Source organism: Thiocapsa bogorovii (genome assembly GCF_021228795.1).
GTDB lineage: Bacteria > Pseudomonadota > Gammaproteobacteria > Chromatiales > Chromatiaceae > Thiocapsa > Thiocapsa bogorovii.
This window is the reverse complement of record NZ_CP089309.1, coordinates 3,151,176-3,177,264: the sequence shown is the minus strand read 5'-3', so window position 1 is coordinate 3,177,264 and position 26,089 is coordinate 3,151,176. Positions and strand designations below refer to the sequence as shown.

General features: G+C 65.8%; 23 protein-coding genes. 16 read left to right on the top strand and 7 right to left on the bottom strand.

Annotated elements, in window-relative coordinates; genetic code table 11:
* The first annotated feature begins 344 nt into the window (after positions 1-344).
* Positions 345-4,196: a zinc metalloprotease gene (locus tag LT988_RS14405; protein ID WP_232406256.1), complete on the top strand. Its 3,852-nt coding sequence runs from the start codon at positions 345-347 to the stop codon at positions 4,194-4,196.
* On the opposite strand, the gene LT988_RS14400 is transcribed toward LT988_RS14405, so the two are convergent.
* Both LT988_RS14400 and LT988_RS14395 read right to left on the bottom strand, forming a co-directional pair.
* The gene (locus LT988_RS14400) at positions 4,112-6,214 is read right to left on the bottom strand and encodes a sensor histidine kinase (RefSeq protein WP_232406255.1); all 2,103 of its coding nucleotides are present in this window, start codon (positions 6,212-6,214) and stop codon (positions 4,112-4,114) included. The two genes, LT988_RS14405 and LT988_RS14400, sit on opposite strands and share 85 nt — an antisense overlap.
* A gap of 1 nt (position 6,215) precedes the next feature.
* Positions 6,216-6,914 (bottom strand): response regulator transcription factor, encoded by a 699-nt coding sequence (locus tag LT988_RS14395; protein WP_232406254.1) that lies wholly within the window; start codon positions 6,912-6,914, stop codon positions 6,216-6,218.
* A gap of 153 nt (positions 6,915-7,067) precedes the next feature.
* On the opposite strand from LT988_RS14395, the gene LT988_RS14390 reads away from it, so the two are divergent.
* From LT988_RS14390 to LT988_RS14345, 10 genes are all read left to right on the top strand, one after another.
* The gene (locus LT988_RS14390; protein WP_232406253.1) at positions 7,068-7,601 is read left to right on the top strand and encodes a PspA/IM30 family protein; all 534 of its coding nucleotides are present in this window, start codon (positions 7,068-7,070) and stop codon (positions 7,599-7,601) included.
* A complete protein-coding gene (locus LT988_RS14385) occupies positions 7,598-8,161 on the top strand; it encodes a hypothetical protein (RefSeq protein WP_232406252.1) in 564 nt (187 codons plus the stop codon). Before LT988_RS14390 ends, LT988_RS14385 begins: the two co-directional genes overlap by 4 nt.
* Positions 8,162-8,180: 19 nt before the next feature.
* Positions 8,181-9,401, top strand: coding sequence for a vWA domain-containing protein (locus LT988_RS14380; protein WP_232406251.1), 1,221 nt, complete (start codon positions 8,181-8,183; stop codon positions 9,399-9,401).
* A 724-nt stretch (positions 9,402-10,125) separates the two neighbouring features.
* Complete coding sequence (locus LT988_RS14375; RefSeq protein ID WP_232406250.1) at positions 10,126-10,638, top strand: hypothetical protein; 513 nt, start codon at positions 10,126-10,128, stop codon at positions 10,636-10,638.
* Positions 10,639-10,769: 131 nt separating this feature from the next.
* Entirely contained in the window at positions 10,770-10,964 is a 195-nt protein-coding gene (locus LT988_RS14370) for a hypothetical protein (RefSeq protein ID WP_232406249.1), read from the top strand.
* A complete protein-coding gene (gene bla, locus LT988_RS14365; RefSeq protein ID WP_232406248.1) occupies positions 10,961-11,908 on the top strand; it encodes a class A beta-lactamase in 948 nt (315 codons plus the stop codon). Before LT988_RS14370 ends, bla begins: the two co-directional genes overlap by 4 nt.
* A 40-nt stretch (positions 11,909-11,948) precedes the next feature.
* Positions 11,949-12,986: an Lnb N-terminal periplasmic domain-containing protein gene (locus tag LT988_RS14360; protein ID WP_232406247.1), complete on the top strand. Its 1,038-nt coding sequence runs from the start codon at positions 11,949-11,951 to the stop codon at positions 12,984-12,986.
* 137 nt (positions 12,987-13,123) lie between these two features.
* A complete protein-coding gene (locus LT988_RS14355) occupies positions 13,124-13,462 on the top strand; it encodes a DUF1538 family protein (RefSeq protein WP_232406246.1) in 339 nt (112 codons plus the stop codon).
* 11 nt (positions 13,463-13,473) lie between these two features.
* A complete protein-coding gene (locus tag LT988_RS14350; protein ID WP_232406245.1) occupies positions 13,474-13,824 on the top strand; it encodes a hypothetical protein in 351 nt (116 codons plus the stop codon).
* Positions 13,825-13,855: 31 nt separating this feature from the next.
* The gene (locus LT988_RS14345) at positions 13,856-14,002 is read left to right on the top strand and encodes a hypothetical protein (RefSeq protein ID WP_232406244.1); all 147 of its coding nucleotides are present in this window, start codon (positions 13,856-13,858) and stop codon (positions 14,000-14,002) included.
* On the opposite strand, the gene LT988_RS14340 is transcribed toward LT988_RS14345, so the two are convergent.
* Positions 13,984-15,687 carry an FAD-dependent oxidoreductase gene (locus LT988_RS14340; RefSeq protein WP_232406243.1) on the bottom strand — a complete coding sequence of 568 codons (1,704 nt, stop codon included), beginning with the start codon at positions 15,685-15,687 and terminating at the stop codon, positions 13,984-13,986. The genes LT988_RS14345 and LT988_RS14340 overlap by 19 nt on opposite strands.
* Before the next feature lie 371 nt (positions 15,688-16,058).
* The gene (locus LT988_RS14335) at positions 16,059-16,622 is read right to left on the bottom strand and encodes a cytochrome b (protein WP_232406242.1); all 564 of its coding nucleotides are present in this window, start codon (positions 16,620-16,622) and stop codon (positions 16,059-16,061) included.
* Positions 16,623-17,074: 452 nt separating this feature from the next.
* Between LT988_RS14335 and LT988_RS14330 the strand changes: the two genes are divergently transcribed.
* Together LT988_RS14330 and LT988_RS14325 are read left to right on the top strand one after the other, a co-directional pair.
* Positions 17,075-19,606 carry a mechanosensitive ion channel domain-containing protein gene (locus LT988_RS14330; protein WP_232406241.1) on the top strand — a complete coding sequence of 844 codons (2,532 nt, stop codon included), beginning with the start codon at positions 17,075-17,077 and terminating at the stop codon, positions 19,604-19,606.
* A gap of 152 nt (positions 19,607-19,758) precedes the next feature.
* Positions 19,759-20,592 (top strand): alpha/beta fold hydrolase, encoded by an 834-nt coding sequence (locus tag LT988_RS14325; protein ID WP_232406240.1) that lies wholly within the window; start codon positions 19,759-19,761, stop codon positions 20,590-20,592.
* 217 nt (positions 20,593-20,809) lie between these two features.
* Here LT988_RS14325 and LT988_RS14320 read toward each other — a convergent pair whose 3' ends face one another.
* A complete protein-coding gene (locus tag LT988_RS14320) occupies positions 20,810-21,280 on the bottom strand; it encodes a hotdog family protein (protein ID WP_232406239.1) in 471 nt (156 codons plus the stop codon).
* Between the two features lie 73 nt (positions 21,281-21,353).
* The gene (locus tag LT988_RS14315; protein ID WP_232406238.1) at positions 21,354-21,695 is read right to left on the bottom strand and encodes a hypothetical protein; all 342 of its coding nucleotides are present in this window, start codon (positions 21,693-21,695) and stop codon (positions 21,354-21,356) included.
* A gap of 186 nt (positions 21,696-21,881) precedes the next feature.
* On the opposite strand from LT988_RS14315, the gene LT988_RS14310 reads away from it, so the two are divergent.
* From LT988_RS14310 to LT988_RS14300, 3 genes are all read left to right on the top strand, one after another.
* Positions 21,882-22,622, top strand: a complete 741-nt coding sequence (locus LT988_RS14310; protein WP_232406237.1) for an MlaC/ttg2D family ABC transporter substrate-binding protein — start codon at positions 21,882-21,884, stop codon at positions 22,620-22,622.
* 254 nt (positions 22,623-22,876) lie between these two features.
* Positions 22,877-23,434 carry a retropepsin-like aspartic protease family protein gene (locus LT988_RS14305; protein WP_232406236.1) on the top strand — a complete coding sequence of 186 codons (558 nt, stop codon included), beginning with the start codon at positions 22,877-22,879 and terminating at the stop codon, positions 23,432-23,434.
* 216 nt (positions 23,435-23,650) lie between these two features.
* Positions 23,651-24,193 (top strand): retropepsin-like aspartic protease family protein, encoded by a 543-nt coding sequence (locus LT988_RS14300; RefSeq protein ID WP_232406235.1) that lies wholly within the window; start codon positions 23,651-23,653, stop codon positions 24,191-24,193.
* A gap of 193 nt (positions 24,194-24,386) precedes the next feature.
* Here the strand turns inward: LT988_RS14300 and LT988_RS14295 are convergent, their stop codons facing one another.
* On the bottom strand, positions 24,387-25,934 hold the full coding sequence (locus LT988_RS14295; protein ID WP_232406234.1) for a gamma-glutamyltransferase family protein: 1,548 nt from the start codon (positions 25,932-25,934) through the stop codon (positions 24,387-24,389).
* Positions 25,935-26,089 lie beyond the last annotated feature (155 nt).

The window sequence follows — 26,089 nt, the reverse complement described above, 5'->3', positions numbered from 1 at the left end:
CTATGATCACCCTCTCCTATTGATTCCAAAGGCATACAGTCTCCTCACCAGGTGCCGCCAACGCGGGGCGATTCGCCATGACCCGGAAGAGCCCAGGTCTCGAACCGGGGAGGAGCAGCAGAATGCCATCCAAAGTAGCGCCACAGTCACACCCTCGGCCGAACGGCCCGTCTTCCAACCGGCCCAAGGGCAGGGTGCGGGCCAAGGCCTGCAGATCAGGCGCCGATGCGACATCCGCCAAGCTCGGCCATTCAGTCGGTCGGTCATCGGTGATCTCGATCGCCGGCCGCGCCAATGGTCTCCTCGGTTTGGGACAACCCACCGCGCACGCGCCGAGCGGATCGATGCCCGGCGAACAACGCTCGACTGGCAGGCACGATCTCGGACGGCTCTTGCCCGAAATCGCCACAGCCCTGATCGTTGCCGCGCTGATCGTTGCCGGAGATACCACTGCCTGGTTGGCTCCGTGGCTGATCCTGTTGTTGCCCGTGTTGATGCGGACGGCTTTGATGGGCTCTGTCGCGCTGCATGGTCTGGGGCATGCGCTCGCTGCGGGCCCCGTCGGTGTCGGTCGATTCGTCGACTATGTGCGCGCTCTGCCGCCGTGCGGTCTTCTCCCCTTTGGTCCGCTATTCATCCCCGGTCTGAGTCACCCGACGCGGGCGCCTCGATTCACTCTGGACGGACTGTCGCCGACACGACGGCGCCGGATCGCCCTCGCCGGACCTGCGGCGAGCCTGGTTGCCCTCTGCGCGGCGACGGCCACGCTCGCCGCACTTGGGCCCTCGTCGGGGCCATCGCAGTGGGTCCTGCTCCTGCTCGTCAGTGCAAACGCTTGGATTCTCCTGACCTCTTGGACAGACTACGCCACACTGATCTCCGGGGCGGGCCGCGCTGTCTTCTGCGGCAATTTCGGCATCCTGTCGAAACGGGATCCGGGCGAGCGCGGCTTCCTGCCGCCTCGCTTCAGGCGCCTGACCGAGCGGCTGGGACAGGCCACGGATGTTCGCGGACAGCAAGCCGGCGGCATTGCGGTGCTGGGCGCAAAAGGGCGCTTCGTGGGCCGGAAGATCGTCAACGGCAAGCGAGGCGATCTGACCCGCGATCTGCTGCGCGCCTTCCGCCGACGTGCCGCCGGGCAGCGACTGATCGGTCGTAAGCCCCTGCGCGAGATCTTCCACCTCGTCGGCCACTATCGCTACGGCACCTCGAGCTGCCCCGCTGAGATCGAGACGCACTGGCACCGCTGGGCGCGTCCCCGCACGGCGCCGGTCTGGTCCGTGGATGGACAGGACTTGGTCTGCCGCCGTCGTGTCATCGAGAACCTCATCACGCACAACGGCGACTTCGATGCCTGGATCGCCCCTTGGGGCCGTGTATCCAATCCGGCTCTGGGACAGTGGCTGACCGAGGTCTTGGGGAAATCGAACGCGGCGCGAGGCGACTCTCCGAAGATCGCCGGGATGCTCGATCTTCTGCTCACCCAAGGACGCTGGGATGCCTCCCTGCGGCTCGGCTACGCCTTGCTGACGGGCCGAGCGCTTCCACGACAGGATCTGGCGGCGCTGACCGCGATCTTCGATGAGGTCTTTACCCGTTGGGCCGTCGGTCTGGATGTCGCCCACCGGGACGACGGCGCCCGCCCCCTCGTGGTCGGCTGCGCCTCTCTGGCGGAGGTGTTCGCGCGCAATGCCGAGGCCACCCGGCGACTGGTCGACGCGCTTCGGCAGGCATCCCTGTCGGTGACCCGCGATTGGCCGGACGATGCCAAGAAGTTCCGGCAGCGCATCGTCGGCCGGGCCGTGCATGCGTTCTTTCACAACGATCTCTACACGGCCACGATGCTCTTCATGGAGCGGGCCGAAGGGACCTTCGGCCTTGTGACGACGACGAGCCTTCAACCCGGCGCAGTCGCCCTGGCCGCGGAGCGGCAACCCCTCTTCATCGGCGCCGATCCGGAGACAGGTATGCTCATCTATGCCTCGGAGGCCGCCGCCCTGACGGTGGCCTGCGGGCCGAACCCGGACGGGGCGCCTCTACCCTACCGTTACGACCTCAGCGACGGCGATCTCGTTCTGCTGCAAGTGCGCGAAGACACGGCGGACAACACCATTACCCGGATGAATCGGCACAGGCACGAGGCACCGACCATCGAGCGGATCACCGCCCGCTCGTTGGACGAATCCGCACGGGCCGAGGAGCCGCATGTTTGGATCGCCGTGTCGGACAATCCCTATCTCGAGACCAGACCGACGCCGCCCGGTCGGGACCGTGTGCTGGACGAGATGACGGACATCCCGTCGGTCTTGGAGCGGATTCGACGCGACTGGAGCGACCCGGCTTCGCTCAACCGTCGCACCGCGCGCGCCTTTTCGACCCGGTTTCTGGACAGCGCATCGCACTGGGCCGAGCAGCAGCAGGGCCAGGCCGTGCCGAGCGTGCATTCCGAGCTGGATCTCCTGGTCCTGGGCGTGGAGAACAACCTCTACGTGGGCGAGCGCTTCATCGAGGACCTGCGTCGCATCTTCCCTTACCTGAATGCCGGGGCGGTGGATTCGGTGCGCTACTGCGATGATCCGCAGCGCCATGACGTCGGCCCGACCACGATCACGCTCGCGATCAGCCACTCCGGGCAAACCTTCAACACCCTCGACGCCGTTCGGTTTATTCAGGCACTCCACGCGGCGGGGAAGGCCGGCCCGGTGTTCGTCATGACCGGAGAGGCCGATACCCTGATGGGGGCCGCCGTGGGCCAAGTCGTGAAGGCCGATGCGCCGTGGGTGGAGCGCGTGCTCATCACAAGCGCGGGATGGCGATCCGCGGAGCCGGCCACCGTGAGCGCGGCGGCGACCCATGCCACCCTGACCCAGCTGCTGCTTCGATTGGCGCGTGACGTGCTAACGCGCTCCAACGAGACCGTCCGACCCTTCGGCTTTGCGGTGCGCAACGACGATCTGGAGAAGTTGGAGGCCTTGGACCAGCTCACGGTCCGCCGCGCCGAAGCTATCTTCGGCCGAACGACCGAGGGCTGGGATGTGGAGACCGAGGAGCGGGCCGGCTTGAAAGGGGAAGGGCGGTATCTCGCCAGTCTCCTCACGGAGCCCGCCCTCGTGTTCATCGCAACGGCGGTTCACCTCTTCGTGATGCTGTGGCTCGGCTGGAACCCCGTGCTCGGCGGGGACGCACTGTTGCGAAGCACCCTCGGTTGGTCGGTCCTCGACCTCGGCAGCCCGATCGGCGAGATGATCCTGGCGGGACTGCAAACCGCCTATTTCCTCTTCGCAGCGGTGCTCTTTACCCTGATCTTGCGCGTGCTTCAGCGACGCCCTCTGTGGGATCGGGTCTTCGTCGGGCGAACACTCGTGATCGGCGAGGAGCCGTACGTGAAGAATCTCCTCGCCCAGTATGTGAGCAAATTGTTCTCGCTCGCCTACGAATTCGCGGGATTCGTCGGCATCCACGCGGCGGACTCCCGCTCCGGCGAGCTCCTGCATCTCTACGGCCATCGCATCACGCGCGGACTCGTGCTGTTTCTGGGGCTGCCGGACGGCCGCTGGCCGGGCCGGGAGCGCGCCGAGGCCGCCGTCTGCATGACCTCGAGCCAAGCGCGCGGTGTGCGCAACATGGGGGGCGGAGCGCTCGTCGTCGGCGTCGGCCACAACGCGGTATCCGCCGCGAAGGTCGACCGATTCGTGCGCCTCGGCGCCTGCGATCACCCGTTGGGGGACATGCCCCGCGTCCTCCGCGGCGGCTGGTCCGAGCTGGCCCGCGATCTACAGGAGTCGCGTTTCGCCGCCTTCGAGCGTCTCATGGCGGGATACGTCATCTTCCACACCGCTGCCGCGAGCACACGCAACCTCATGAACGCCCTGGTTCCGCTGGCCAATCTCCTCTGGACGCCGGTGTTCTGGACCGTGCGATTGCTCACGCTCGGCCGTGTCAGACCCAGCTTCGGCTATTGGGATCTCGCCCGGACTCAGAGCGGTACCCGAATCGCGACGACCGCCGCCCCGGTTCCGGCCATCACGCAAAATCCACGGGATTATCTGACCGCGAAGGAGCGCAACGCCGCGGTTCAGACGCACCGCCTGCGCCGTCTCGGTGTCGTGCCCTACGCATCCGAGAGCTTCGCCGCGCCGGTGGAGACCGGAACGCAGAGGCACAGCTCCGCCCCCGGCTCTCGATTCGCGACATGAACGGTGCCGCCCATCGCCTCGGCGAGCTGGCGCACCAGCGCGAGCCCGATGCCGGTCCCGGCTGTTTCGCGCGTAAGTCCGCCCTCGACCCGATAGAAGAGGCGAAAGATCTTGCGCATCTGCGCCGGCGGCACCCCGGGGCCGTAGTCACGGACCCAAAAGACCAGCGTGCCCGGATCGGCGAGCCGGCAGCCGATGTCGACCTGTTTGCGCTCCGCACCGGCCGAGAACTTCACGGCATTGTCGACGAGGTTGATCAGGATCTGGCTGAAGGCATCCTCGTCGACCGAGACGACGGCCGCGGCGGCCTGCGCGCCGCAATCGATGTTCAGCGTAAAGCCGGCGCGTTCGATCCGCGATGTCACCTTGGATCGGATCAGCTCCATCAGCTCGCCCGCCGACACCGCTCGCAGATGCAGACGCAGGTCGTTGCGCGTCATGCGCGCGAGCTGCAGGACGTTCTCGATGAGACGCGACAGGCGCTCGCTCTCGTCGTGGATGTAGGCGTAGTAGGACGTGCGCCTCTCTTCCGGCACCCAGCCCTCGCGCAGGAGCTCGCCGTACATGCGGATCGAGGTCAAGGGGGTCTTCAGCTCGTGGCTCACGGCCGAGACGAAGTCCTGCTGCTGGCGGGCAAGCGCGATCTGGCGCAGTCCGAGCCGGTAGATGAGAAAGATACCGCCGCAGAGGATCGCGACGAGGACCGCGGCGATCCAATACACGAGATGCGCGCCCGGAGCGGTCGGCAGCCGACCGACACTGAACAGCAGCTCCATCCCCTGGAGCGGCGCGGACAAGCGGGTGCGCAACAACAAGGCCCCGCGCAGCTCGTCGGCGCGCGAGAGGTAACCGCGCGAGGCTTGGCTCGGGTAGGCGGCCAGGACGTCGCCGTCCCACGCGACGACGAGATCCGTCGTCTGCGACAGGAGCGTTTGCCGGAAGACGTCCTCGATGCCGCCGCGCAGGAACGGCGTCTGCTCCACGAGCACGCCTTGGATCAGACGCTGGCCGTCCTGCCGGACCTGACGAAAGAGCACGAAATGCCCGCTGTCGAGCAGGCTCATCCGAAACGGCTCGACCTCGGTCTCGAAGAGACTGATCGCAGGTCCTGCAGCCTCCGCCTCCGGGTCGGACACGCCGACCGACTCCGGCGCGATCGCACCCGCCAGGGCCGGAACGCGGCTTTCCTTTCGCTGGAGGCCCTGCTCGGGTGCACCGTCGCCCTGCAACTCAGACGTACGGAATGCATTGTCGAGGGCCGGCGCGGCCGGTGTCGCCTGCTGAAAGCGCTCATCGAGATTCAGATCCTCGATGCGGCCGAGCCTGCTGCGCGCTTGGGTCTTCTGCTCCCGCATCGGGGAGGTGTCGATCTCGGCGAGTCGGTCGAATGCCGCCTGCGGCCGCACCTGCTCCTCCGCGGGCGCCGCGCGCTGCCGGTCACTGTCGGCGAGTCCGAGGCGGTCCTTGTCGCGACGACCCGCGGGCATCGGAACCTCGGGCAGTGCGTCGGCCTCGATCCGGGCCCCCTGGACCAGTCGGTTGTCCGTGAGGATCCCGCGGATGCGCTCGTCCAGCGCTTCCCGCGCGGCGAGCTCGCCCGGCGCGATCCCGAGCGCGCGTGCATCGCCGTCGCGCGGCGGAACGAGGGGCGTGGTCAAGGCGCCGGCGGCATCCACCTGGAAATAACCGACGAGCCCGGGAAGCGCCGTGGAGACCGGGTACCGAGCCAGCGACGAGCGCTGCGGAACGGTGCCCGCCCCGTCCCCCGTCGCGATGAGAAACCCGTAGTCCACGACGGCGCGCGCCTCTTCGGCTTGCACGATGTCCCGAAGACGCGTGTCGATGCGTGCGGCCAACTCCTCGGCGAGCAACTGATGTTGCCGGAAGGCCGCCCATTTCAGGTGCCCGAAGGCTTGGTGAATGAGCAGGCCGGCCGGGATCGCGAGCGCGACGAAGAAGAGGCCGAGCACCAGACGCAGCCGCCTCGGGTTCCAGCCGGCGAGGCCGGTCCCGCGCATCTCAGCTGCTCAGCAGGCGGTAGCCGGCGCCGCGCACCGTGACCAGATAGCGCGGCTGTGCCGGGTCGGATTCGAGCTTGCGCCTCAGCTTGGCGATGTGGATGTCGACGGTCCGCGTCTCGATGTCCAGGCCGCGCGCATAGCCCCAGACCTTGTTCAGCAGCTCCTCGCGCGAGACCGCTCGGTCCGGATTGGCGCCGAGATACTGCAGGACCTCCATCTCGCGTCGCGTGAAGGCGATCGTAGCGGTGCCGCGGCGACCGGCGAGGTTGCGCACGTCGATCTCGACCTCCTCCCCGAGCGCGAGACGCTCCCGGTCGATCCCGAGACGCGCACGACGCAGCACGGCCTCCACCCTTGCGACCAACTGGGTGACCGAGAAGGGCTTGCCGACATAGTCGTCGGCACCCAGGCGAAGGCCCTGGACGATGTCCTCGTCGGCGGTCTTGGCCGTGAGCATGATGATCGGCTGCTCGCGGTCGGCGGCGCGGATACGTTCGCAGATGTCGAACCCGTTCACGCCCGGCAGCATGACGTCGAGCAGGATCAGATCGAACCGCCCGGTCAGCGCCTTGCGTAATCCCGTAGGTCCGTCGGCGGCCGAGTCGACCGCATAGCCGTGATAGACGAACAGATCCTCGAGCCCGGTGCGGATGGCCGGCTCGTCCTCGACGATCAGAAGGCTGAACTTGGTGTCCATGTCAGGCCGCAGGGTAGCAAGGCGGCCCGCCGGCGGCACGTAAAATCCATGTAAATCCGACGCCACGATCTTTACCGAACCGCGCCTATGGCCGGGCCGGTCGCCTTCCTAGACTGCAGTTGTCGATCAACTCAGTCCCGAAAGGAGGCCATCATGACACTCGTCACCCGAATGTCCCGGCTGTTGCGAGCCGATGTCAACGCGATCCTCGACCGCATCGAGGAACCCGCCGCCCTGCTGCGTCAAGCCGTCAGCGACATGGAGGAGGCGCTTACCCGCGACGAACAGCGCACGCGACGTCTGGAGTCCGAGCAGCAGGGGCAGACGCGCCGTCTGACGGACCTCGAGCGCACCCTGCGCGAGATCGACGAGCAGCTCGACCTCTGTTTCGGATCGAACCGTGAAGACCTGGCCCGCTCGCTCATTCGCCGTCGGCTCGAGGCCGAGCAGTCTCAACGACTGGCGACGGATCGACTCGAAGGCCTCTCGCGCACCCTGACCGAGCTGCGGAACCGCATCGTCGAGAATCGACAGCGGCTCGCGGAGGCCCGGCGCAGGGCCGAGCGGGTCACGGAGGAACCTGGCGAGGATGCCGACGATGGCTGGACGACCACATCGGTCACCGTGCGTGACGCCGATGTTGAGGTGGCCTTCCTACGCGAGAAGAGCCGGAGGACAGGCTCATGAACCGCCCGACCTTTCTGGAAGGCGTCGGCGTCGCCCTTGGGGCAAGCCTCGCGGGCGCGGCCGCGTACACGACGCTCTCCGCATTGACCGGCGGCAGCGGCATCTTGCGCCCGGTCATCGCCGCTCTCGCGCTCGGCTACGTGATCTATCTGCTCATCCGCACGCCGGTGCGCGTCGGGCGCATCACGGCCTTTCTGGCGTGGTGCCTCGCGGCGGTCGGGCTCTGGGTCGCTGCGCCGCCGCTCGTGCTCTATCTGCTGCTGCATGTCGGAATGCTCTGGCTGATCCGCACGCTCTTCTTCCATTCGAGCCTCGTCTCGGCACTCGCAGATCTCGCACTCGCCCTCCTCGCCCTCGCCGCGGGCATCTGGGCATTGGTGCAGACGGGGAGTCTGCTGCTCGGCATCTGGTGCTTCTTTCTCGTGCAGGCCGGATTTGTCGCGATCCCGCCCAGCCCGGCAGCGCGACATCCCGGGCGCCGGCCTGACCAAGAAGACGCCTTCGAGCACGCCCACCGCATCGCCGAGGCGGCGTTGCGCAAGCACACCTCGCCCATCTGATCCAACCGGAGACCTCACCATGAAGACCAAGCTCATCGCACTCGCACTCTTCGCGGCCACCGCAGGCACGGTCGCGCTCTATCCGACCGAGCGTGGGGCGATCGCCGTCGACATCCCGCCGGACGATCCGACACAAGTTCCCCTTCCGCCCCTGGATCTCCTGACCAACGAACGCCCCCTCGTGGAGGTGGTGTTCCTGCTCGACACCACCGGCAGCATGGGCGGCCTCATCCAGACCGCCAAGGACAAGATCTGGTCCATCGCCTCGACCATGGCATCCGCGCAGCCCGCGCCCGAGATCCGTATCGGCCTGGTGGCCTACCGAGATCGCGGCGACGCCTACGTGACGCAGGTCGTCGATCTGTCGCGGGATATCGACTCGATCCAGGCGAGCTTGATGGATTTCGAGGCAGCCGGCGGCGGGGACGGCCCGGAGAGCGTCAACCAAGCGCTCGACGAGGCGATCCATCGGATCTCCTGGAGTGAGGATCCCGATGCCTACAAGGTGGTGTTCCTGGTCGGCGATGCACCGCCGCACCTCGATTATCAGGACGACGTTCAATACGCTCAATCCATCGCTGTCGCGCAACACAAGGGCATTGCCGTTAACGCCATTCAATGCGGCGAGGATACCGGCACCACCGCGCAATGGCAGCGCATCGCCCAGCTTGGCGGCGGCACCTATTTCCGCGTCGACCAAGCGGGCGGCGCCGTCGCCATCGCAACGCCCTTCGACCGCAAGCTCGCCGAGCTCTCGGCGACCCTCGACGCGACGCGGCTCTACTACGGCACGGCCGAGGAGAAGGAGGCGCAGGCACGCAAAGAGGCCGCAACGGACAAGCTCCACATGGGCTCTTCCGTCGCGTCCCGAGCGCGTCGCGCCGCATTCAACGCAACGGATACCGGGAAATCCAACCTGCTCGGCGACAAGGATCTGGTCGAGGATGTCGCCAGCGGACGGGTGGATCTGTCGACCATCGCCCCGGCGGCGCTCCCGGAACCGCTGCAGACGCTGGCGCCCGCCGCTCAACAAGCACTGATCGCGGAGACGGCGGAGCGGCGCAAGGCATTGTCCGAGGAAATCGACTCGCTGGCGGTGCAGCGCGACACCTATCTCAAAGAGCAGGTCGCGGCGCGAGGCGGCGCGAAGGACTCGCTGGATCATCGACTCTACGATGCCATCCGTGAGCAGGCCGGCGCGAAGGGACTTCGCTACGAGGGAGACGGCCCGGCCTATTAGGCGATTCTCGAGACACGCCTGCCCGGCCTCCCGAGCCGGGCGCCCTTGTGGTGGAGAGGTGCCAATCACCCAACCGGGACCCTCCGAGACCGCAATTTGGAAGCGTTGCTCGCCGAGGACTGCGAGGTGCTTTCCTGAACCGCCGTGACGCCGTCCTTATAGAATCGGCGCTCGGTAGGAGCGGGACCGTGGTGTCTTGCTTTTCGGCGATCCGTCATGGCTCCTCCGGAGTCGGATGTGCTTCGAACCAGGTTTTTGTGTATGCGACGGGTCCAATCCTTGCCATGTCTGCTGGTCGCGCTGACCGCCGGTGTGCTTCTGTCCGGAGTGCAGGTCGCACAGGGGCAGAAGATCGATCTACGGCTTTCGCTCGGGCATCTGGGCATCGCTGGGCGCGACTTGGTTCACGGGCGGCCGCACGACCATCGACGGTGAACTGAAAGACGATCGACAGCAGAATCGGCGCCTTGGCGGCACGCTGGCGTTTCCGATCGATCGGCACAATTCGTTCAACCTAGACCCGGCAGTTGACCGCTTCGTGCCGCATGCAAGGGTTTGACGTTGTTGAGCATCTTGGTCATCTGACGCCTCACCCGCCGGGTGATGGCCGCTACGACGCCTAAAGCCGTTCAACTGCCGGATCTAGGTTCGGCAGGATGTACGGCAGGTCTCGATCAGTTTCACCGGACACCGACTGCTCGATCCCAAGACCAGCGAAGAGGACATGCGGCGCCAACTCATGCGGCGCGCCTTCGACCACCTGCTGAGCCTGGCGCTGAGCCGCATCGCCGAGGCGTGCGTGGAGCGCGCCGATCTCACCCGCCAGCGCGATCTGCTGCACCGCAAGCTGACGGCGCTCAAACGCGGCGGCTGGGGCTTCGATGTGCAGGAGGGCGAGCAACCCGACCCCGCCGCACTGACGACCGAGTTGGACGCCATCACGGCGCAGTTGGGCGCCATCGGCTCGGACGCCGGCGTCCTGCGGGCACATCTGGGGATGGTCGCCGAGCTCCTTGGGGAGGCGGATGACCAGCTGCGAAGGGATGAGATCACCCTCTATCTGGATCCGATGAACATCCAGCGCGATGCACGGGACCCATCCGCTCGCCCGCTCGTGTTTCAGGAATTGCGCAATGCCCAGGGCCGCACTGCCGTCATGCTGCCCATCGCAATCGTCCCGGCGGAGCTGCCGCCGCGCGAGGATTTCGTCACCGCGGCACAGCGCGACCCGTACTGAAAGCCCACCGACACCCTCGATCCGACCGACACCATCACGATTGACGCCACGCCACCAGCGGTTACTCTTGGGGCTGCTTCGGCTCGCCGACGGACCGCGGACCTCAACACGATCGACTCGGAGATTTGCAGATGCCGGAGCCGCTACACCCGGCCGCGATCCACCACGTGCCCCCGTTCGTCACCGCGCCGGGCGAGACCGACGTACTCTGCATCGTCACGGCCTTTTTCGTGCTGTTCGCCGTGGTCGGCATCGTGCACGCGGTGATCCTGCGCATCCACGCATTGCTGCTCCCGATCAAGGCCCTGGTGTTCAGCGGGCGTTGAGCGGCATCGGCCCGGCGACGCGCACACCCGAGATAACCCTATTGAACAGGAGACATTTTATCGCGTCGGTTGCGGCCACTGCGCTGCTTGGCGGCAATGTCATCCCGACCAGGCTCCTTTCGGCCGCGCCTGCGGCCACCAACCCGCGCGACGCGGCATTTGACGATCGCCTCCGCGACCTTGAATCCGCCGCCGGGGGACGTCTCGGTGTACATGTTCTCGATACAGCCACGGGTCAGGAGTACGGCTACCGTTCGGACGAGCGCTTCATGCTGCTGAGCTCGTTCAAGCTGTTGGCATGCGCACTGGTCCTACACCGGGTCGACGCGGGGGTGGAGTCGCTGCAGCGGCGCATTCCATATACGTGGCAGGACCTGATCACGTGGTCTCCGGTGACGGAACAACACGCCGATGGCAACGGCATGACCTTGGCCGAGTTGTGCGAGGCCACCATCACCACAAGCGACAACACCGCGGCCAACCTGATGCTGTCCAGCTACGGGGGACCCGTCGCGCTGACCAACTATGCGCGAGGGCTCGGCGACCAGGTCACGCGCCTGGACCGTATCGAACCCGATCTGAACACGAGGGTCAGCGATGATCACTTAGACACCACGTCGCCGCGAGCGATGGTCGGCAGCATGCATCAGGTCCTGCTGGGCGATGCGCTCTCGGCGCCGTCCCGCACCCTGCTCAATCGCTGGTTACTGCGCAACACCACCGGCAGAAACCGGCTCAAGGCCGGCCTGCCGGCCGACTGGGCAATCGGCGACAAGACCGGCACCAGCCGCACCGATGCCAACGACATCGGCATCGTCTGGCCGCCCGAGCGCGCACCGCTGCTGGTCGCCGCGTACCTCGCCGACAGCCCGGCGAGCAATCAGCGCAAGGATGCCTGCATTGCGGAGGTTGGGCGGCTGGTGCGCGACATGACCCTGTCCTGAGGATCCCTCAACGACCTGGATGCGGCAGCCGAGTAACACCATGCTTATCTTGCGCCTGAACAGCGTCGTCCTGCGCATCGCCGTTTCGCTGGCACTCGCGATCGCCATCCTATGGGCCGCCGCTGCGCTGTGGATCGACGGCCCCGAGTCCCGCGCGCTCGCCGGCATGCTCGCGGGCGGCCTGATCCTGACCGCCGTCACCGCGGCGCTGATGGTCCGTCCCTGGCTGCGGGCCGGCGTCGCGGTCTTCGTGCCCTTCGCGATCGTGCTTGGCTGGTGGCTGACGCTCGCGCCGAGCAACCAGCGTGATTGGCAACCGGATGTCGCGCGGCTGCCGACAGCGACCGTCGATGGCTCCATGCTGACCCTACATAACGTCCGCAACTTCGCGTACCGCGGCGATCAGGCGTTCACCGAGCGTTGGGAGACCCGCACCTACGACCTCGACACCCTCGTCGGCTTCGACCTGTTCATCTCGTTTTGGGGGCCGACAGCCTATGGTCACACCATTGCGAGCTGGGAGTTCGCCGACGGGCGCCATCTCGCGGTCTCGATCGAGACGCGCAAAGAGATCGGCGAGGAGTACTCGGCCCTGCGGGGCTTTTTCCGTCAATACGAGCTCTACTACGTCGTCGCCGAGGAGCGCGACGTCATCGGGGTTCGGGCAAACCAACGCGGTGAGACGGTCTACCTTCATCCATTGGGAGGCGCGCCGAGCACGGCCCGTGCGCTGCTGCTCGACTACGTCAAAGAGATCAACGCCATTGCCGAGCGACCGCGCTGGTACAACGCCCTGACCCAGAATTGCACCACGACCATCTGGCACCACACGAAGGCGATCGGTACCGGCCCTGCACTCGACTGGCGGTTGCTGGCGAACGGCTACCTCGTCGACCTTGCCTACGATCGCGGGACGGTCAACACCGACCTCGGGCTCGACGAGCTGAAGCGCCGCAGCGATATCACAGCGCGCGCCCGGACGACCGGCGACCCGGAGGCGTTTTCCATGGCCATCCGCGAGGGATTGCCGCCTCGGCGTGATCTCGGCGCCGCGAATGCTGTCCCGCCGGCACGCTGACCCTTGTTTCACGGGAACACTGCATGAAGCGCGCGATTCGATACGGCGACTCTCTGCGAACCGTCGGTGCCGGGCGGCGGCAGGTCAGCTAAAACGCCCTCCTGCCGCCGCTGCACCGAGACGCGCAAGGGCGCCCGTTGCCGCCCCCTGCACCCGGACCTATCCGACTGCAGCCGGACGAGGTCGCGGCACTGCTGCGTCCCTATGTGTCGGTCCGGTTCCTGGACCAGGTCAAGGCGGTGGTGCCGCTGGGGCTGGCGATGGGGCTCGGGTTCGGAAACGCGACCCAGGCCGTCGAAGGCTTCGGGATCCTCTGTATGGCCTCCATCGGCCCGATCATCAGCGTGCTGTTGACCGGCCTTTGGGCAGGCATGCGGGCCAAACTGCGGGAGCGGGCCGCGCGGCATGCGCCGGCCATCCACCACGAGCAGGAGATTCAAACACAGGTACGAAGGACGAGAAGATCACCTATCTGACCGATGTGGCCATGATCAGCTGCATCGTCTCGGCCGGGCGCGGCGACGCCGTCATCAAGGCCGCACAAGCGATGGGGGCCACCGGCGCGCTGGTCTACCACGCCCGCGGCATCGGCGCGCGCGAGCGGCTCGGACTGCCGGGCATCGCGATCGAGGCGGACAAGGATGTCGTCAGCATCCTGGTGGCCAGCGACTACCAGGACGCCGTGTTCGAAGCGGTCTACGGCGCCGCGGACGAGGCCGATGCGCTGTTCGATCGCGTCTATAGAACAAGCGGCGATCCATCGCCCGGACGGCGGCTTGATGATGATGACGCCGCTCACCTTCGCCACCCCGTTCGCACTCCCGGCGGACATCGCTAATGAGCCCGGTGAGCCTCTGGAGGAAATCCGCATGCATTCCCCCATGCTCGACCGGATCGCCGTGAAGAAGGCCGAGAAGGCACCGAATCGACCCGATTGCGTTCTCTCGCCCGGGAGTCGACCGCGGCCCTACGATGTCGTCGGCAAACAGCGATCCGGCTACTTTTCCTTCGCGTAAGGCCAGGCCACGACGCCGCCTTCCATCACCTTCACGTTGTGCCAGCCATGCGCGTTGAGAATGGCCGCGCCTTCGTAGCCGCGGAGCGAGATCTTGCAGTAGAGGATAATCTCCTTGGATTTGTCCTGCGGCAGCTCGCCCAATCGATCGCGTAATGCACCGAGCGGGATGAGGGTCTCGCCGATGCCCAGGCGGGTCTCCTCGAATTCCTGGGGGCTGCGGGTGTCCAGGATGAAGCAGTCGGCGCCGGAGTCGATGCGCTGTTTGACCTCGCTTGCCGAGAGACCCTGCATGCGACCCTGGAGCTTGTTGTCCATCACCTGCGCTGCGCTGATCACATGATCGATGGCGAGCGAGTAAGGCGGGGCGTAGGGCAGATCGGCGTTGACCATGTCCTCGACGGTCAGCTTGCCGCGGATCGCCATCGCAACCGTCGCCACACGCTTGCTGACATCGCCGGGGCCGATGCACTGGAAACCGAGGATGCGACCGGTCTTGCGGTCGGCAACCAACTTGCTGATCAGCAGCTTGCCGCTCATGTAGCCGGGGATGTCGAGCCCGGAGATGATCGCCGTTTCGATGTCGTCGAATCCCGACTCGCGGGCATCCTTGGCCGAGAGTCCCGTGAATCCGACCGTGTAGTCGAAGATCTTGCAGATACCCGTCTGGATGATGCCGGGGAAGCGGGCGCTGCCTTCCCTCACCAGGTTCTGACCGGCGACGCGTCCCTGTAGGTTGGCGAGGTCTCCATAGGGCGCGCGCACCGCTTTGCCGCTAACCAGCGAGGTGCATTCGACGCAGTCTCCGACGGCATAGACGTCCGGGTCGGAGGTCTGCATGTATTGGTTGACGCGGATGCCTCCGACCGGGCCGATCTCGATCCCGGCGTTTTCGGCGAGCTTGACGTTGGGTCTGACCCCGACGGCGATGACGGCCACCTCGCAGGGCAGCTCGGTGCCGTTGTCGAGCTTGACGCCGACGAGCTTGCCGTTCTCCCCGAGCAGCTCAGCAACGCCGTTGCCGACAATGATGTCGGGGCCGTGCGCACGGACGTGGTTTTCAACAAGCTTGGATAGGTCGGGATCGAGGAAAGGCAGGATCTTCGGGGTCTTCTCGATCACGGTCGTGTGAATCCCGGCGAGCCGCAGCGCCTCGCAGACCTCGAACCCGATGAGTCCGCCGCCGACGACCACGGCCTTGGTCGTCTTCTTCTCGTCGCGGACCGCCCGCAAGGCGTCGGCATCGGCCATCGAATGCAGCGTCGTGACCCCATCGAGCTCGATTCCCGGCACGGAGGGGCGAAGCGGCGTCGCGCCCGTTGCGATGACCAGTCGATCGTAAGGGATCGTGGACTGCTCGCCGGTGGGTAGATCCCGATAGGTCACGGTCTTCGAGACCCGGTCGATCTCGGTCGCCTCGGTGCGCACCAAGGCGTGGATGCGTTTGGCCTTGCCGTAAAAGGCCGGGTCTCGGACGATTCCCGCAGGCGTGCAGACAAGCATGTTGCGGTCGTCGAAGGTACCGCCGACATAGTAGGGGAAGCCGCAGGACGCCATAGACAGATCGGGCTCGCGCTGGATCAGCGTGATCTCGGCATGCTCGTCCATCCGGCGGGCCTTGGCGGCGGCCTTGGGGCCGGCGGCGGATCCGCCGACGACGACGATACGCAGGGGTTGCGATGACATAGATCAGGTCTCTCGGTTGAGCGGAAACGGGTGAGCAGGCGCGGCCGGCCGGATGCGCAATCGAGCAATGCGGCGGAGTCGATTGATAGGGCGTTCTCGGTCGAGCGGTCCAGCACGGGCAGTGTGAGCGATTCCGCTGCCGTCGGAATTGCGGATCCGCAAAAGTCCGCGAGACGAGACTGATCCGGATCAAGCCCGGGCGAGAAGCCGGGAGTGCGGAGCGGGCCAAGCAGACCGACGCCGTTATTCGAGGGTCGTCGGGTGATTTTCGGAAAGGTTTTAACCGAAAGGGGGAGACTCACGTCGCCCCCTTCAGCTCTACGGACATCCTGCCCCGACAGGTGTTCCGGGCATGATTCCCGGAAATCGCTTCAGCTGACGGCCGTCGTCTTCCCCCAAGGGACCATTCGATCGATGGCGCCGTCTTTGCGCACGTACTGATGCCAAAGCGCCGCCAGGATATGCAGGCTGATCAGGATGTAGAAGAAATATTCCATGTAGGTCCCGTGTCCGATCTTGGCGATGTCGTGTAGCCAAGGCATGTCGCCGACGATCGATGGGATCGGGGTCCCGAAGAAATCCGCCGGAACGTCCTTGGAGGCGATGCGCAGATAGCCGCCGATCGGCACCAGGAGGGTCGCCAGATTCAGCAGCACATGAGCCGCCTTGGCGAGCATGCGGGTGATCCACGAACCGGGCAGGGGCGCAGGCTGGCGCGTCTTCTTGGTCCAAACCAAACGCAGGATCACGATCACGAACAGCAGGATACCGAGCGACATGTGCAGATTCAGCCACTCGGTCCGCGCATCCGAGCCTTTCTCGGCCATCTCGCGCAGAAGATTCGTGCCGAGCATGGCAAAGAGCAGGGCAGCGACCACCCAGTGAAAAAGTTGGGCAACGATGCCGTAACGTTCGATGGATTGCGTGTCGTTCATGAGAAGACTCCTTTCCGCCTGCATTGAATTCGATGGGGTTGAGTCACGATCCGTCGGTCGGATCGTTCGAAACGGCGAGTATCATTACAGTTTGCCGGGTTTGCAATCGTGCACCGATCCGGGAGTGGTCCGGGATGTCCCGACCGGACCCATCTCGGCATCGAGTCACAGTGGCCCCGAGTCGGGTCAGCCGGCATCAGCCCAGCCCTGTCGATCGCACGACTGGGCGGTCTTCGCATCCCTCCTTCGATCCACGTTAAACTGTCGCGAAATGCCGTCCTGGCGATAACCATCAAACAGGTGACCGTTTGACGAATGCCAGCCTCGTACAGGTTTCGATCTTTGCCCTCGCCCTCCTTGGCTCATCCCTGAACGCCCACGCCGAATCCCGGCCCTCCCGATCCGATCAGTCCGGTTCCGCTGATGTCAGCGCCGTCGATGCGGGAACGTCGGTGCTCTCCGAAGCCCCGGATCAAGTCCCGGAGCAAACCCGCGGACGAGGCCCTGATGAACCCGGAATCGCCTTCGATCCGGCGCAGGTCGGACTACCGGGGTTTACCGAGCCACGCACGACCGCGGATGACTATGCCGAGATCTTGTCGCTGATCGACGCGCGCATCTCGGAGTTGACGACGGTGGATCAGGGTCCCGAGCAGGACGACGCCCCGGAGCGGCTCGACGGTTTGGCGGAGGATGCACGCATCGCCCTGCTCGGCGAGCTCCGTACCGCGGTCCAGCGCGAGTCCGTCCTTGCCGCGCGGCTCCGCGAGTTGATTGAAACGCTGGCCGAGTCGCAGGCGGCGGACGAGACAGCCGAGGCGCCGGATCTCGGCGTCGAGCCGCCCTATCCGCTGCGATTGCTGGACGAGCTTCGGGCCAAGCGCAATCTTGCCGAGCACGCGCAGGAAGACGCCGCGCGTTTGCGCAGCCAGGCCGATCGGCGGGTCGCCGCAGCCGATCGAAAACATGAAGCGGCGGTGCGCGAGCGACGCCTCGCCCGAGATCGCTTAGCGGCCGCTCGGGATCAGGCCAACGGGCAGGCCTCGGAACGGCTCGACATTGCGACGCTCGAACGGGATCTGGAGGTTGCCCGACTGGCGGTTCTTGTGACCCTTCAGGAGCGCCAGGCCGCTCTGGTCGGCGCAGCCTTGGCCGAGCGCGAGGATGCCTTGGCTGCAGCGCGGCTCGTCCGGCTACAGACCCTGATTGCCCATGTCGCCGGCGATGTCGTCTTCACGCGCGAGGCATTGGACGAACGGCTTGCCGAGATACAGGCCCGAGAAGAGGCGGCGCGTGCCGATATCGCCTCTCTCGTAGAGGCCGGCGATGCTGCAGAGCTGGCGCTGTTCCAGGCGCGGCGCCGCTTGGGGCTTATGACGTCCGATGCCGCGGACCGCGATCGCGCGCAGGAGCAGGTGCTCACGCGCGAAGCGGAGCTCGCGGCAGCGCGTAAAGGCGTCGAATACCTGCATCAAGCGGTGGGCCTCGCTGGTTCCGCGCGGACCCTTTACGAGCGACGTTACGCGCTTTTGCAGGGCGAGGAGAGCGCACTCTGGCCGACCTGGCTGCGCGAGACACAGTCGCTGATCAGAGACATGGCCGATGAGGGCGCCTTCGCGCAGGCCGAGCTCGACGCCTTGCGGACCAGGCAGCTCGCGCTCGCCCGCCGTCTCGCCCGTGCGGATCTCGCCGCCGGGGTCGAGCAGGCGATCCGAGAGCGTGTCGGGGCGCTCGAGGCGCAGGAGGAGCGCGCGCGGGAGATGCTGCTCGTGAAGGATCAGGTGCAGTCGCTTGCCCAGCGCCTGCGCGACCAGCTCGAACCCTCGGTGAGCGCGCGTTCGCTCCATCAGCGCCTGGACGCGGCCAAGCTCCAATTGGAGTCTTGGTGGAACAAGGAGCTCTTCGTCATCCAGGATCAAGGGATCTATGCACGCGATCTGGTCACCGGAGCAGTGATCTTCACCTTGGTCCTGATGCTCGTGTCCTTCCTGCGCACCCTGCTGCGGCGCAACGTCCTGCCCAAGCTGGTCGAGGGTCCGGAGACGGAGCGCAAGACCGCGCGCGCTGCCGTCTTGGCCCTGATCCGCAATACCAGCCAGGTGTTCGTCCTGATCGTCGCCTTCTACGCGGCGATGACCGTGTCCGGCCTAGCTCAAGGTCAGGTGAAGCTCTGGCTGTGGACGCTCTTGGTGGTCGCCGTCTACGTGCAGTTCGGGATCTGGGCGACCGCGGGCCTGGTGGAATTCGTGCAGCGACAGCGCAGCAAGAAGGAGCGGCAAGACCCTTCGGCCGTCACGGGCTATGGGCTTCTGTTGTTCTTTCTGCGGGTCGGGGTGTGGATCGTGGTCGTGGTCTCGGTCATGGCCCACTTCAAGTATCCGATCGCCGGTCTGATCGGTGCGCTGGGTGTCGGCGGTATCGCCGTGGCCTTTGCGGTGCAGAACATCCTCTCCGACGTTTTCCATTCCATGGCCATCATCCTGGACAAACCCTTCAAGGTCGGAGATTTCGTCATCGCCGGTGAAACCCTGGGCGTCGTCGACAGCATCGGCGTGAAGACCACGCGCATCCGCAGCCTTTCAGGCGAGATGGTGGTCATGTCCAACACCAATCTGCTCAACAGCACGCTGCGCAACTACAAACACATGCGCGAGCGTCGCGTGGTCTTCAAGCTGGGCGTCGTCTACGAGACCCCGCCGGATCGGCTCGAGCGCATCCCGAAGATGATCGAGGAGATCATCCGCGCCCAGCGGTTCGCCCGTTTCGATCGTGCCCACTTCGCCGCCTACGGTGATTTCTCGCTGGACTTCGAGGTGGTCTACTATGTCATCGGTGCGGATTTCACGCTCTACATGGACATCCAACAGGCCATCAACCTCGCGATCTACCGCAAGTTCCAGGAAGAAGGTATCCAGTTCGCCTATCCGACTCAAGAACTGATCGTGCGCCGCCCCCCGGGCGGGCTTGGCCGAGCGGCGGCTTGAGGTCGCGGGGCTTGTGTTTTCTCGCCGCAGTCGGCGTGCTCTGGGCCGCTGCGGCTGTCCACTCCGGAGCCGAGTAGCCCGGAGTTGACCGACCTGGATTCGAGAGCCCGAGCCCCGCTTCGGGATCGGCAGACATCAACGGAATCGACAGCATGATCGAACGCGCGTCCATCGACGACATCGAGATCGCCTACCGCATCTTCGGGCCATCGGGAGACGGTGTCCCCGTGCTCATGATCATGGGCTACGGCGGGCTGATGGAGATGTGGCCCCCGACGATCCTCGAGACGCTGGCCCGGACCCGCCCGGTCATCGTCTTCGACAATCGGGGCATGGGTTACAGCACCTCCTCGGATCAAGACTACTCGATCGCGCGCTTCGCCAAAGATAGCCATCTGTTGCTGCAGGCGCTGCACATCGACCGCGCTCACGTCCTGGGCTGGTCCATGGGATCCTATATCGCGCAGGAGCTGGCCCTCGCGCATCCGGAGCGTGTCGAGCAGCTCGTCCTCCTGTCCGCATCCTGCGGCGGTGCGGAGGCGATCTGGCCGGACGAGGCGGTCTGGCGAAGACTGGTGGACATGTCCGGAACCTTGGAGGAGCGCATCCGGCGGATGTTCGAGAACCTCTTCCCGCCCGACTGGCTGCGGGAGATCCCGGACCCGATGCAGATCTTCCCTCCCATCACGGCACCGATCGACGACGCGAATCTGATGCGTCAAGCCGAGTCACTCGGCGCCTGGCCCGGAGTCTGTCCACGACTGTCCGAGATCGCCGCCCCGACACTGCTGATGACGGGCACCGAGGATGTTGTCATCCCCCCGCGCAATGCATGGATCATCGGCGAGCGCATCCCCGACGCCTCGGTGATTCAGATCAAGGGCGGCGGACACGGCTTCTTTTATCAGGCACCCGAACAGACCGCCCGCTATCTTGCCGCCTTCCTCGACGGGGAACGCGTCACCCCAAACCCCGGAGGCTTCTGAAACGATTTCCCGACAGCGGATCGGGAGCACTGCAAAACAAAGCACGATTCGTTGTCGTCATCGAGAACGCCGATCGTGGAAAAGGTATTCTCTCGTCGGTTGTGTGTCTTGTTTTTGCTCGGTTCGCTTCGGGCGACTAAAGTCGCCCTTCACCGCTGCATCGCCCCCACAAGATCGTCGTTTGTCCGGGAATCACTTGAGCCCGGAACCTTCACCCTCAGCCGCCGATGTTCGCCTCCCACCAAGCCCGATAGGCCGCGTCCGGCGCCACCACCTTGGCCGTGGCCTCGCTGATGCGGTTCCCTTCGGGATCGATGATGCCGATCTGCATCTCGACGATTCCGCCGCGGATCAGCCGCGCGACCTCCAACGTGACGATCAGCTCGTCGCCCGGATACAGTGGGCGGCGCAGGCGCTCGGGCGAGAAGGTCAGGCCCAGTGTCCCGTCGCCGGGAAACTCGGTTCCGAAGAGCGCGGAGATGCGGGTCTGGACGAGTCCACCCGGAACGATGATGTCGCGGGCATCCGGGAACCGCACCCGCGCCGCGTCGAGGTCGCGATGGATCGCGTTGTGATCGCCGACCAGGGCGCAGTAGCGGTCGACCTCCTCGCGGCTAAAGCTCAGGCGCGCCTCGTGGCGCATGCCGACCTCGAGCATCGCGGCGGTCAAGCAGCGGGTTGGTGTCATGGGTGGGGTCTCCCAGCTGTCCAGCCGTGCCCGTAACGGGGATCCGCGGCCTTCGCGGCGATCGCCACGCCGTTCAAATGACTTCCAGCGCGCGGATCAGCGCCATCACGTCCGGCTCTTCCGCCAGCTCGCCTTCCCAGACGCGATAGACGCGTACGTCGGGCGGGGAGCCGAGGGTCAGCTCGGCGATGAATCCGGTCGCTCCCGCGGGTGCCGGGTGCTCTCGGGGCTCGCCCAAGGCGCCGATCAGCGCGGCGATCTCGCGGGTCTGACGCTCGTCGAGCGCGCCTTGTCGTGGTTTATGGCTGGTGTGGTCGCCGCAATCGACCCGATACGCACCCGTGGGCTCCAGGGTGATCTCCAGCGCATAGTCGTCTTGTCCGACAACTCGGTAGTGTACGCGCGATAGGGGCATGGCGTGTTTGCTCTCTCGTGGTGTGTGCCGGATTCGGGCGTTTCCGAGTCCTGTCGATGCTTGATAGTTTATACCGAGCGGCTTGCTTTTCGCCGAGCCCGTTGGCACGCTCCGAGCGAGCCGGGCAACAGCCTGGCGTTTGGCGGACGACGAAAAAACAATATGTTTATGTTTAGGAGGAATTCGATGAAGTCTCGTTCTTTGGTGCCGCTCCTCGTTTTACTGGGAGCCGCCGCGGGCGCTTCCGCCCAGCCTTACGGCTACGCTCCCCCACCCATGCCGGACGCCTACGGCTACGGCCCGACGCAGATGCCCTACGGGGGCGCTTATCCGGCCATGCCCGCCATGCCGGAAATGCCCGCTGCGCCGGCTCGCCCGACGCGTCCGGAGTCCCCCGAAGCCGCAGCCCGGGGGGCGCAGATGCCTAAGGGGCCCGCAGCCGAGGCCAGCGCGACGCTCAAAGAGGGCATGGATAAGCTCCTCGAATTTCTCGCCCGCGAAGAGGTGCCGAATCGGCTCCAGGTCGCCGCCTTCCTCGACCGCGAGATCGCCCCGTATTTCGACTTCGAATACATGGCCAAATGGGTGGCCGGTCGGGGGGCCGAGGGCATGAGTGCAGAGGAAAAGAAGGCGATGGCCGCGCGCTTGGAGGCGGATTTCCTCGGCACACTGGCATCACGGTTGATGGACTATCAGGGGCAGCAGATCCGCATGTTGCCGCCGCGCACGGGCCCGCGCGGCGACGTCAGCGTCAACGTGGCGCTGCTGGGCGCGCAGGGCTATCCCTCCAAGCTCGAGTTTCGGATGTACAAATCGCAGACGGGTTGGCGCGTCTACGATGTGGTGGCGAACGGACAAAGCGCGGCCGCCTATTATCGGGTGCAGTTTCAGCGCATGGCCGGACAAGGGGCAGTGCCCGCGCGTTAATCTTCGACCCATCCGCTTGTTCCGGCACAGCCCGGTCGGAGCGGCTCGGTCGGGGCGCCGGTGCGAATCGATTCGCACGGACTGATGTGCACGCCGTCGTTCAGGTGTGCGGATACATGGACACCTCCGGGGCCGGCATCCGCCGCCTGCCCCGATCCAAGTGAACCACTTGAAGGAGAAGTCGCCAAAGGCCATAGATTGGGCTTTGCGAAAGGTCGCAACCGGCGATCATTTCGCCCCCGAAGGAGCCGAGTATGGATGGACCGACGAACAGCGCGCCGCCGGGCGCCGACGACATGCCTTCGAAGGTCGGGCGGGCAATGTTGTTCGCGGCATGGATCGTCGGGTTGGCGCTGCTGGCAATGTTCTTCGACGGCATCATCACCGGCCGCGACAATCCCAACCCGGATCCGGTTGCGCTGCACAGCGGCAGCGGGGTCCCCGAGATTCGACTCGAACGCAACCGCGCCGGGCACTATGTCGCCGGCGGTCGGATCAACGGCGCGCCGGTACGCTTTCTGATCGACACCGGCGCCACCGACGTGGCCTTGCCCCTGTCCTTGGCCGAGCGCCTGTCGCTGCCGCTCAGACCCGGCGGAATGAGCAAGACCGCAAACGGCATGGTGCGGACCTGGACGACGCGGCTCGACACCGTCGATCTCGGCGGATTGGTCGCGCACAATGTCCGCGCCACGGTCTTGCCGAACATGCCGGGAGACGAAGTCCTTCTGGGCATGAGTTATCTGAGACATCTCGAGCTGATCCAGCGGGGCGGTGTGCTGACCCTGCGTCCTCACCTCGGATCATCTTGATCCGCGTCGCGGCGCCGGCCTCTCGTGCCGGCCCGACTCTCGACGACACAACCTCGTCATCCTTGTGGTTTCGGTTTAAGCTCAGCCCAACCCGTGCATCGGCGCGACGGCTCGAGCGTCATGCCGGGCGCGCGGCCTGCGGCGATCCCGCCCTGCAATCGGGCTCGGAGTCAACGCCGACGGCGCTTCAATGGTATCGACGCACCCCGACGAACGATGATCAGACTGCACCGGATCCGAGACAACACAGTCGCTTGGCTCAGACGCAAATTGCCGATCCCCGTGTTTCTGCTCGCGAGTCTGCTGGTGATCCTGCTGGCGCGCGATCTGGCTGCGCGGCGGGAGAATCCGAATCCGAACCCGGTCGCCTATCTCGGTGCCGGCGACGTGCCCGAGGTGGTCCTCAAAGAGAATCAGGTGAGTCAATACGTGACCACCGGTCGGATCAACGGGACCCCCATCGAGTTTTTGGTCGATACCGGGGCCGTTGATGTCGCGATGCCCTACATGGTCGCGCAGACGCTCGGCTTGACGCTCCAACCCGGCGGGGTCAGCAAGACCGGAAACGGCGATGTGCGCACCTGGGTCGCGCGGTTGGATACCGTCGATGTCGGCGGGCTGATCGCCTACGACCTCAGCGCGACCATCCTCCCCAACATGCAGGGCGATCAGGTGTTGCTGGGCATGGCCTACCTCAGGCGCATGGAGCTTCTGCTGCGCGGCGGGGAGATGATCCTGCGCCCCTATTCGAGCAACTAAACCGCGTCCAGAGCGACATTCGTCATCTTCACGTTGTATTCGGCCTTGGGGATTTCACCATCTCTGGTGGAGACGCAGTTTAAAAGTCGATATTTTTTAGAACTTTAAACCGCGCCACCTCCAACGATCGTCGAGTTTGCCAAGGCTGTTCCTATCCAAAAACACCACATACGGCGCCGTGCGCGGTTTAGGTTTAACGGACCTGCAGCGCAACCCCGCCGCGCCGCGGATCGCCCGCGCCGTGCGTGCTGCCGTCCGGGGCGACGGCCACGCTATGGGCGCCGCCGAAGAAGACACTTCCCCGATTCCAGACCTTGAGCCCCGGCCAGTGCGTACCGAGCACGGCGATCGTTTCGGCCGTGATCGGCGGCTCGAGATTCAGCACCCCGTCTTCGTAATGCATCCTGGGAGAGGACACGGCAGCCTCCAGATCGAGCCCGAAGTCGATCAGATTGGAGACCACCTGCAGGATGGCGCTGCGGATCCGGTTGGATCCGGACGAGCCGGTCACAACCCAACCCCCATCCGCCCGTGCCAGCAGGCTCGGCGCCATCATCGAGCTGATCCGCCGATTGGTCGGCCAGCGATGGAAGCCGTGCGGGTTGATGTCCTCTTCGCCCAGCATATTGTTCAGCATGATGCCGGTGCCGGGCAGCACATAGCCGGCACCCTCGCCGTTGGAGAGGGTCACGCTGGCGAGGTTGCCTTCGCGGTCGGCAACGCTGATCTGCGTGGTCCCGCGGCTAAAGGTCGCCGTATCTTCCATGAGCCTGCGATAGCCATCCAGGATGCCCGGCTCGAGCGCGGACAGTGGCTCGGCATGTGCAGCCGGCTGCGCGCGACGCAGGCGCTGGGTCAGCTCTTGGGCAAGGGCGAGCGCGTGAAGATGCTCGGGGCTGCCGCGTCCGAGGCGGGCCGGCTCGACGGCGCCGAGCAGGCCCAGGGTGACGCCGAGCAGGAAGCCGCCCTGCGAGGGTGGCGGATTGGTGTAGAGGCGCGCCCCGCGATAGGGGTGGACGAGCGGTGCGCGTCGCTCCACCCGGTAGTCGGCGAGATCCGCGGCGCTCAGATGTCCTCCGTGCTCGGCGCAATCGCGCACTAAGCGCGCTCCTAAGTCGCCCCGATAGAACGGGTCCGCGCCTTCGCGGGCGATCCTCTCGAGCGCCTCGGCGAACTGAGGATTGCGCAGCCGCGCACCGACCGGAGCAAGCCGATCGGGTTGCTCCGGGTCGGCATAGAGCGCGAGTGCCGCCGGGCTCGCGTGCAGGATCGGTGCGACGATCTCGGCGATATCCCGCTGGACGCGATTCACGATCACGCCGTCCCGGGCGAGGCGGCGGGCCGGCGCGACGATGACGTCGAGAGGGAGCCGACAGTGCTCGCGATGGATCGCGACAAGACCGGCGATCGCCCCCGGTGTCGCGATCGATCCTTGCCCGATGTGGAATTCCTGTGTGGCGTCGCCGAAGTCGGCGAGGATCGGATAGAAATCCAGCTCCTGCTCCGGGCGGTGTCGTCGCGGGGTCTGCGCGAAGAAGTCGAAGAGCTCGGGCGCCGAGTCGGCGGGTCGGGCGAGCAGAAACCCGCCACCGCCGAGCGAGGCCAGTACCGGCTCGGCGATGCAGGCCACGCAGAGAGCCGCGAGCGCCGCATCGAACGCATTGCCGCCGGCACGCAGGGTCTCGGCGGCCGCCTCGGCAGTCAAGGGATGGCCGGCCGCCACGCTACCGAGGATGGTCATGTGAGCCTCTGTCCGGATGGGATATCGAATGCATTGCCGACCTCTTCGATGCCGATGGCGTGTTCCGGGGCGAGACGGTCGCGGCCGCTCGTGCGCGATGTGTCGCACTCGGTGTTGCCCGAGGCGGCTGTTTCGGTTCAGCCTTGGGGTGCAAC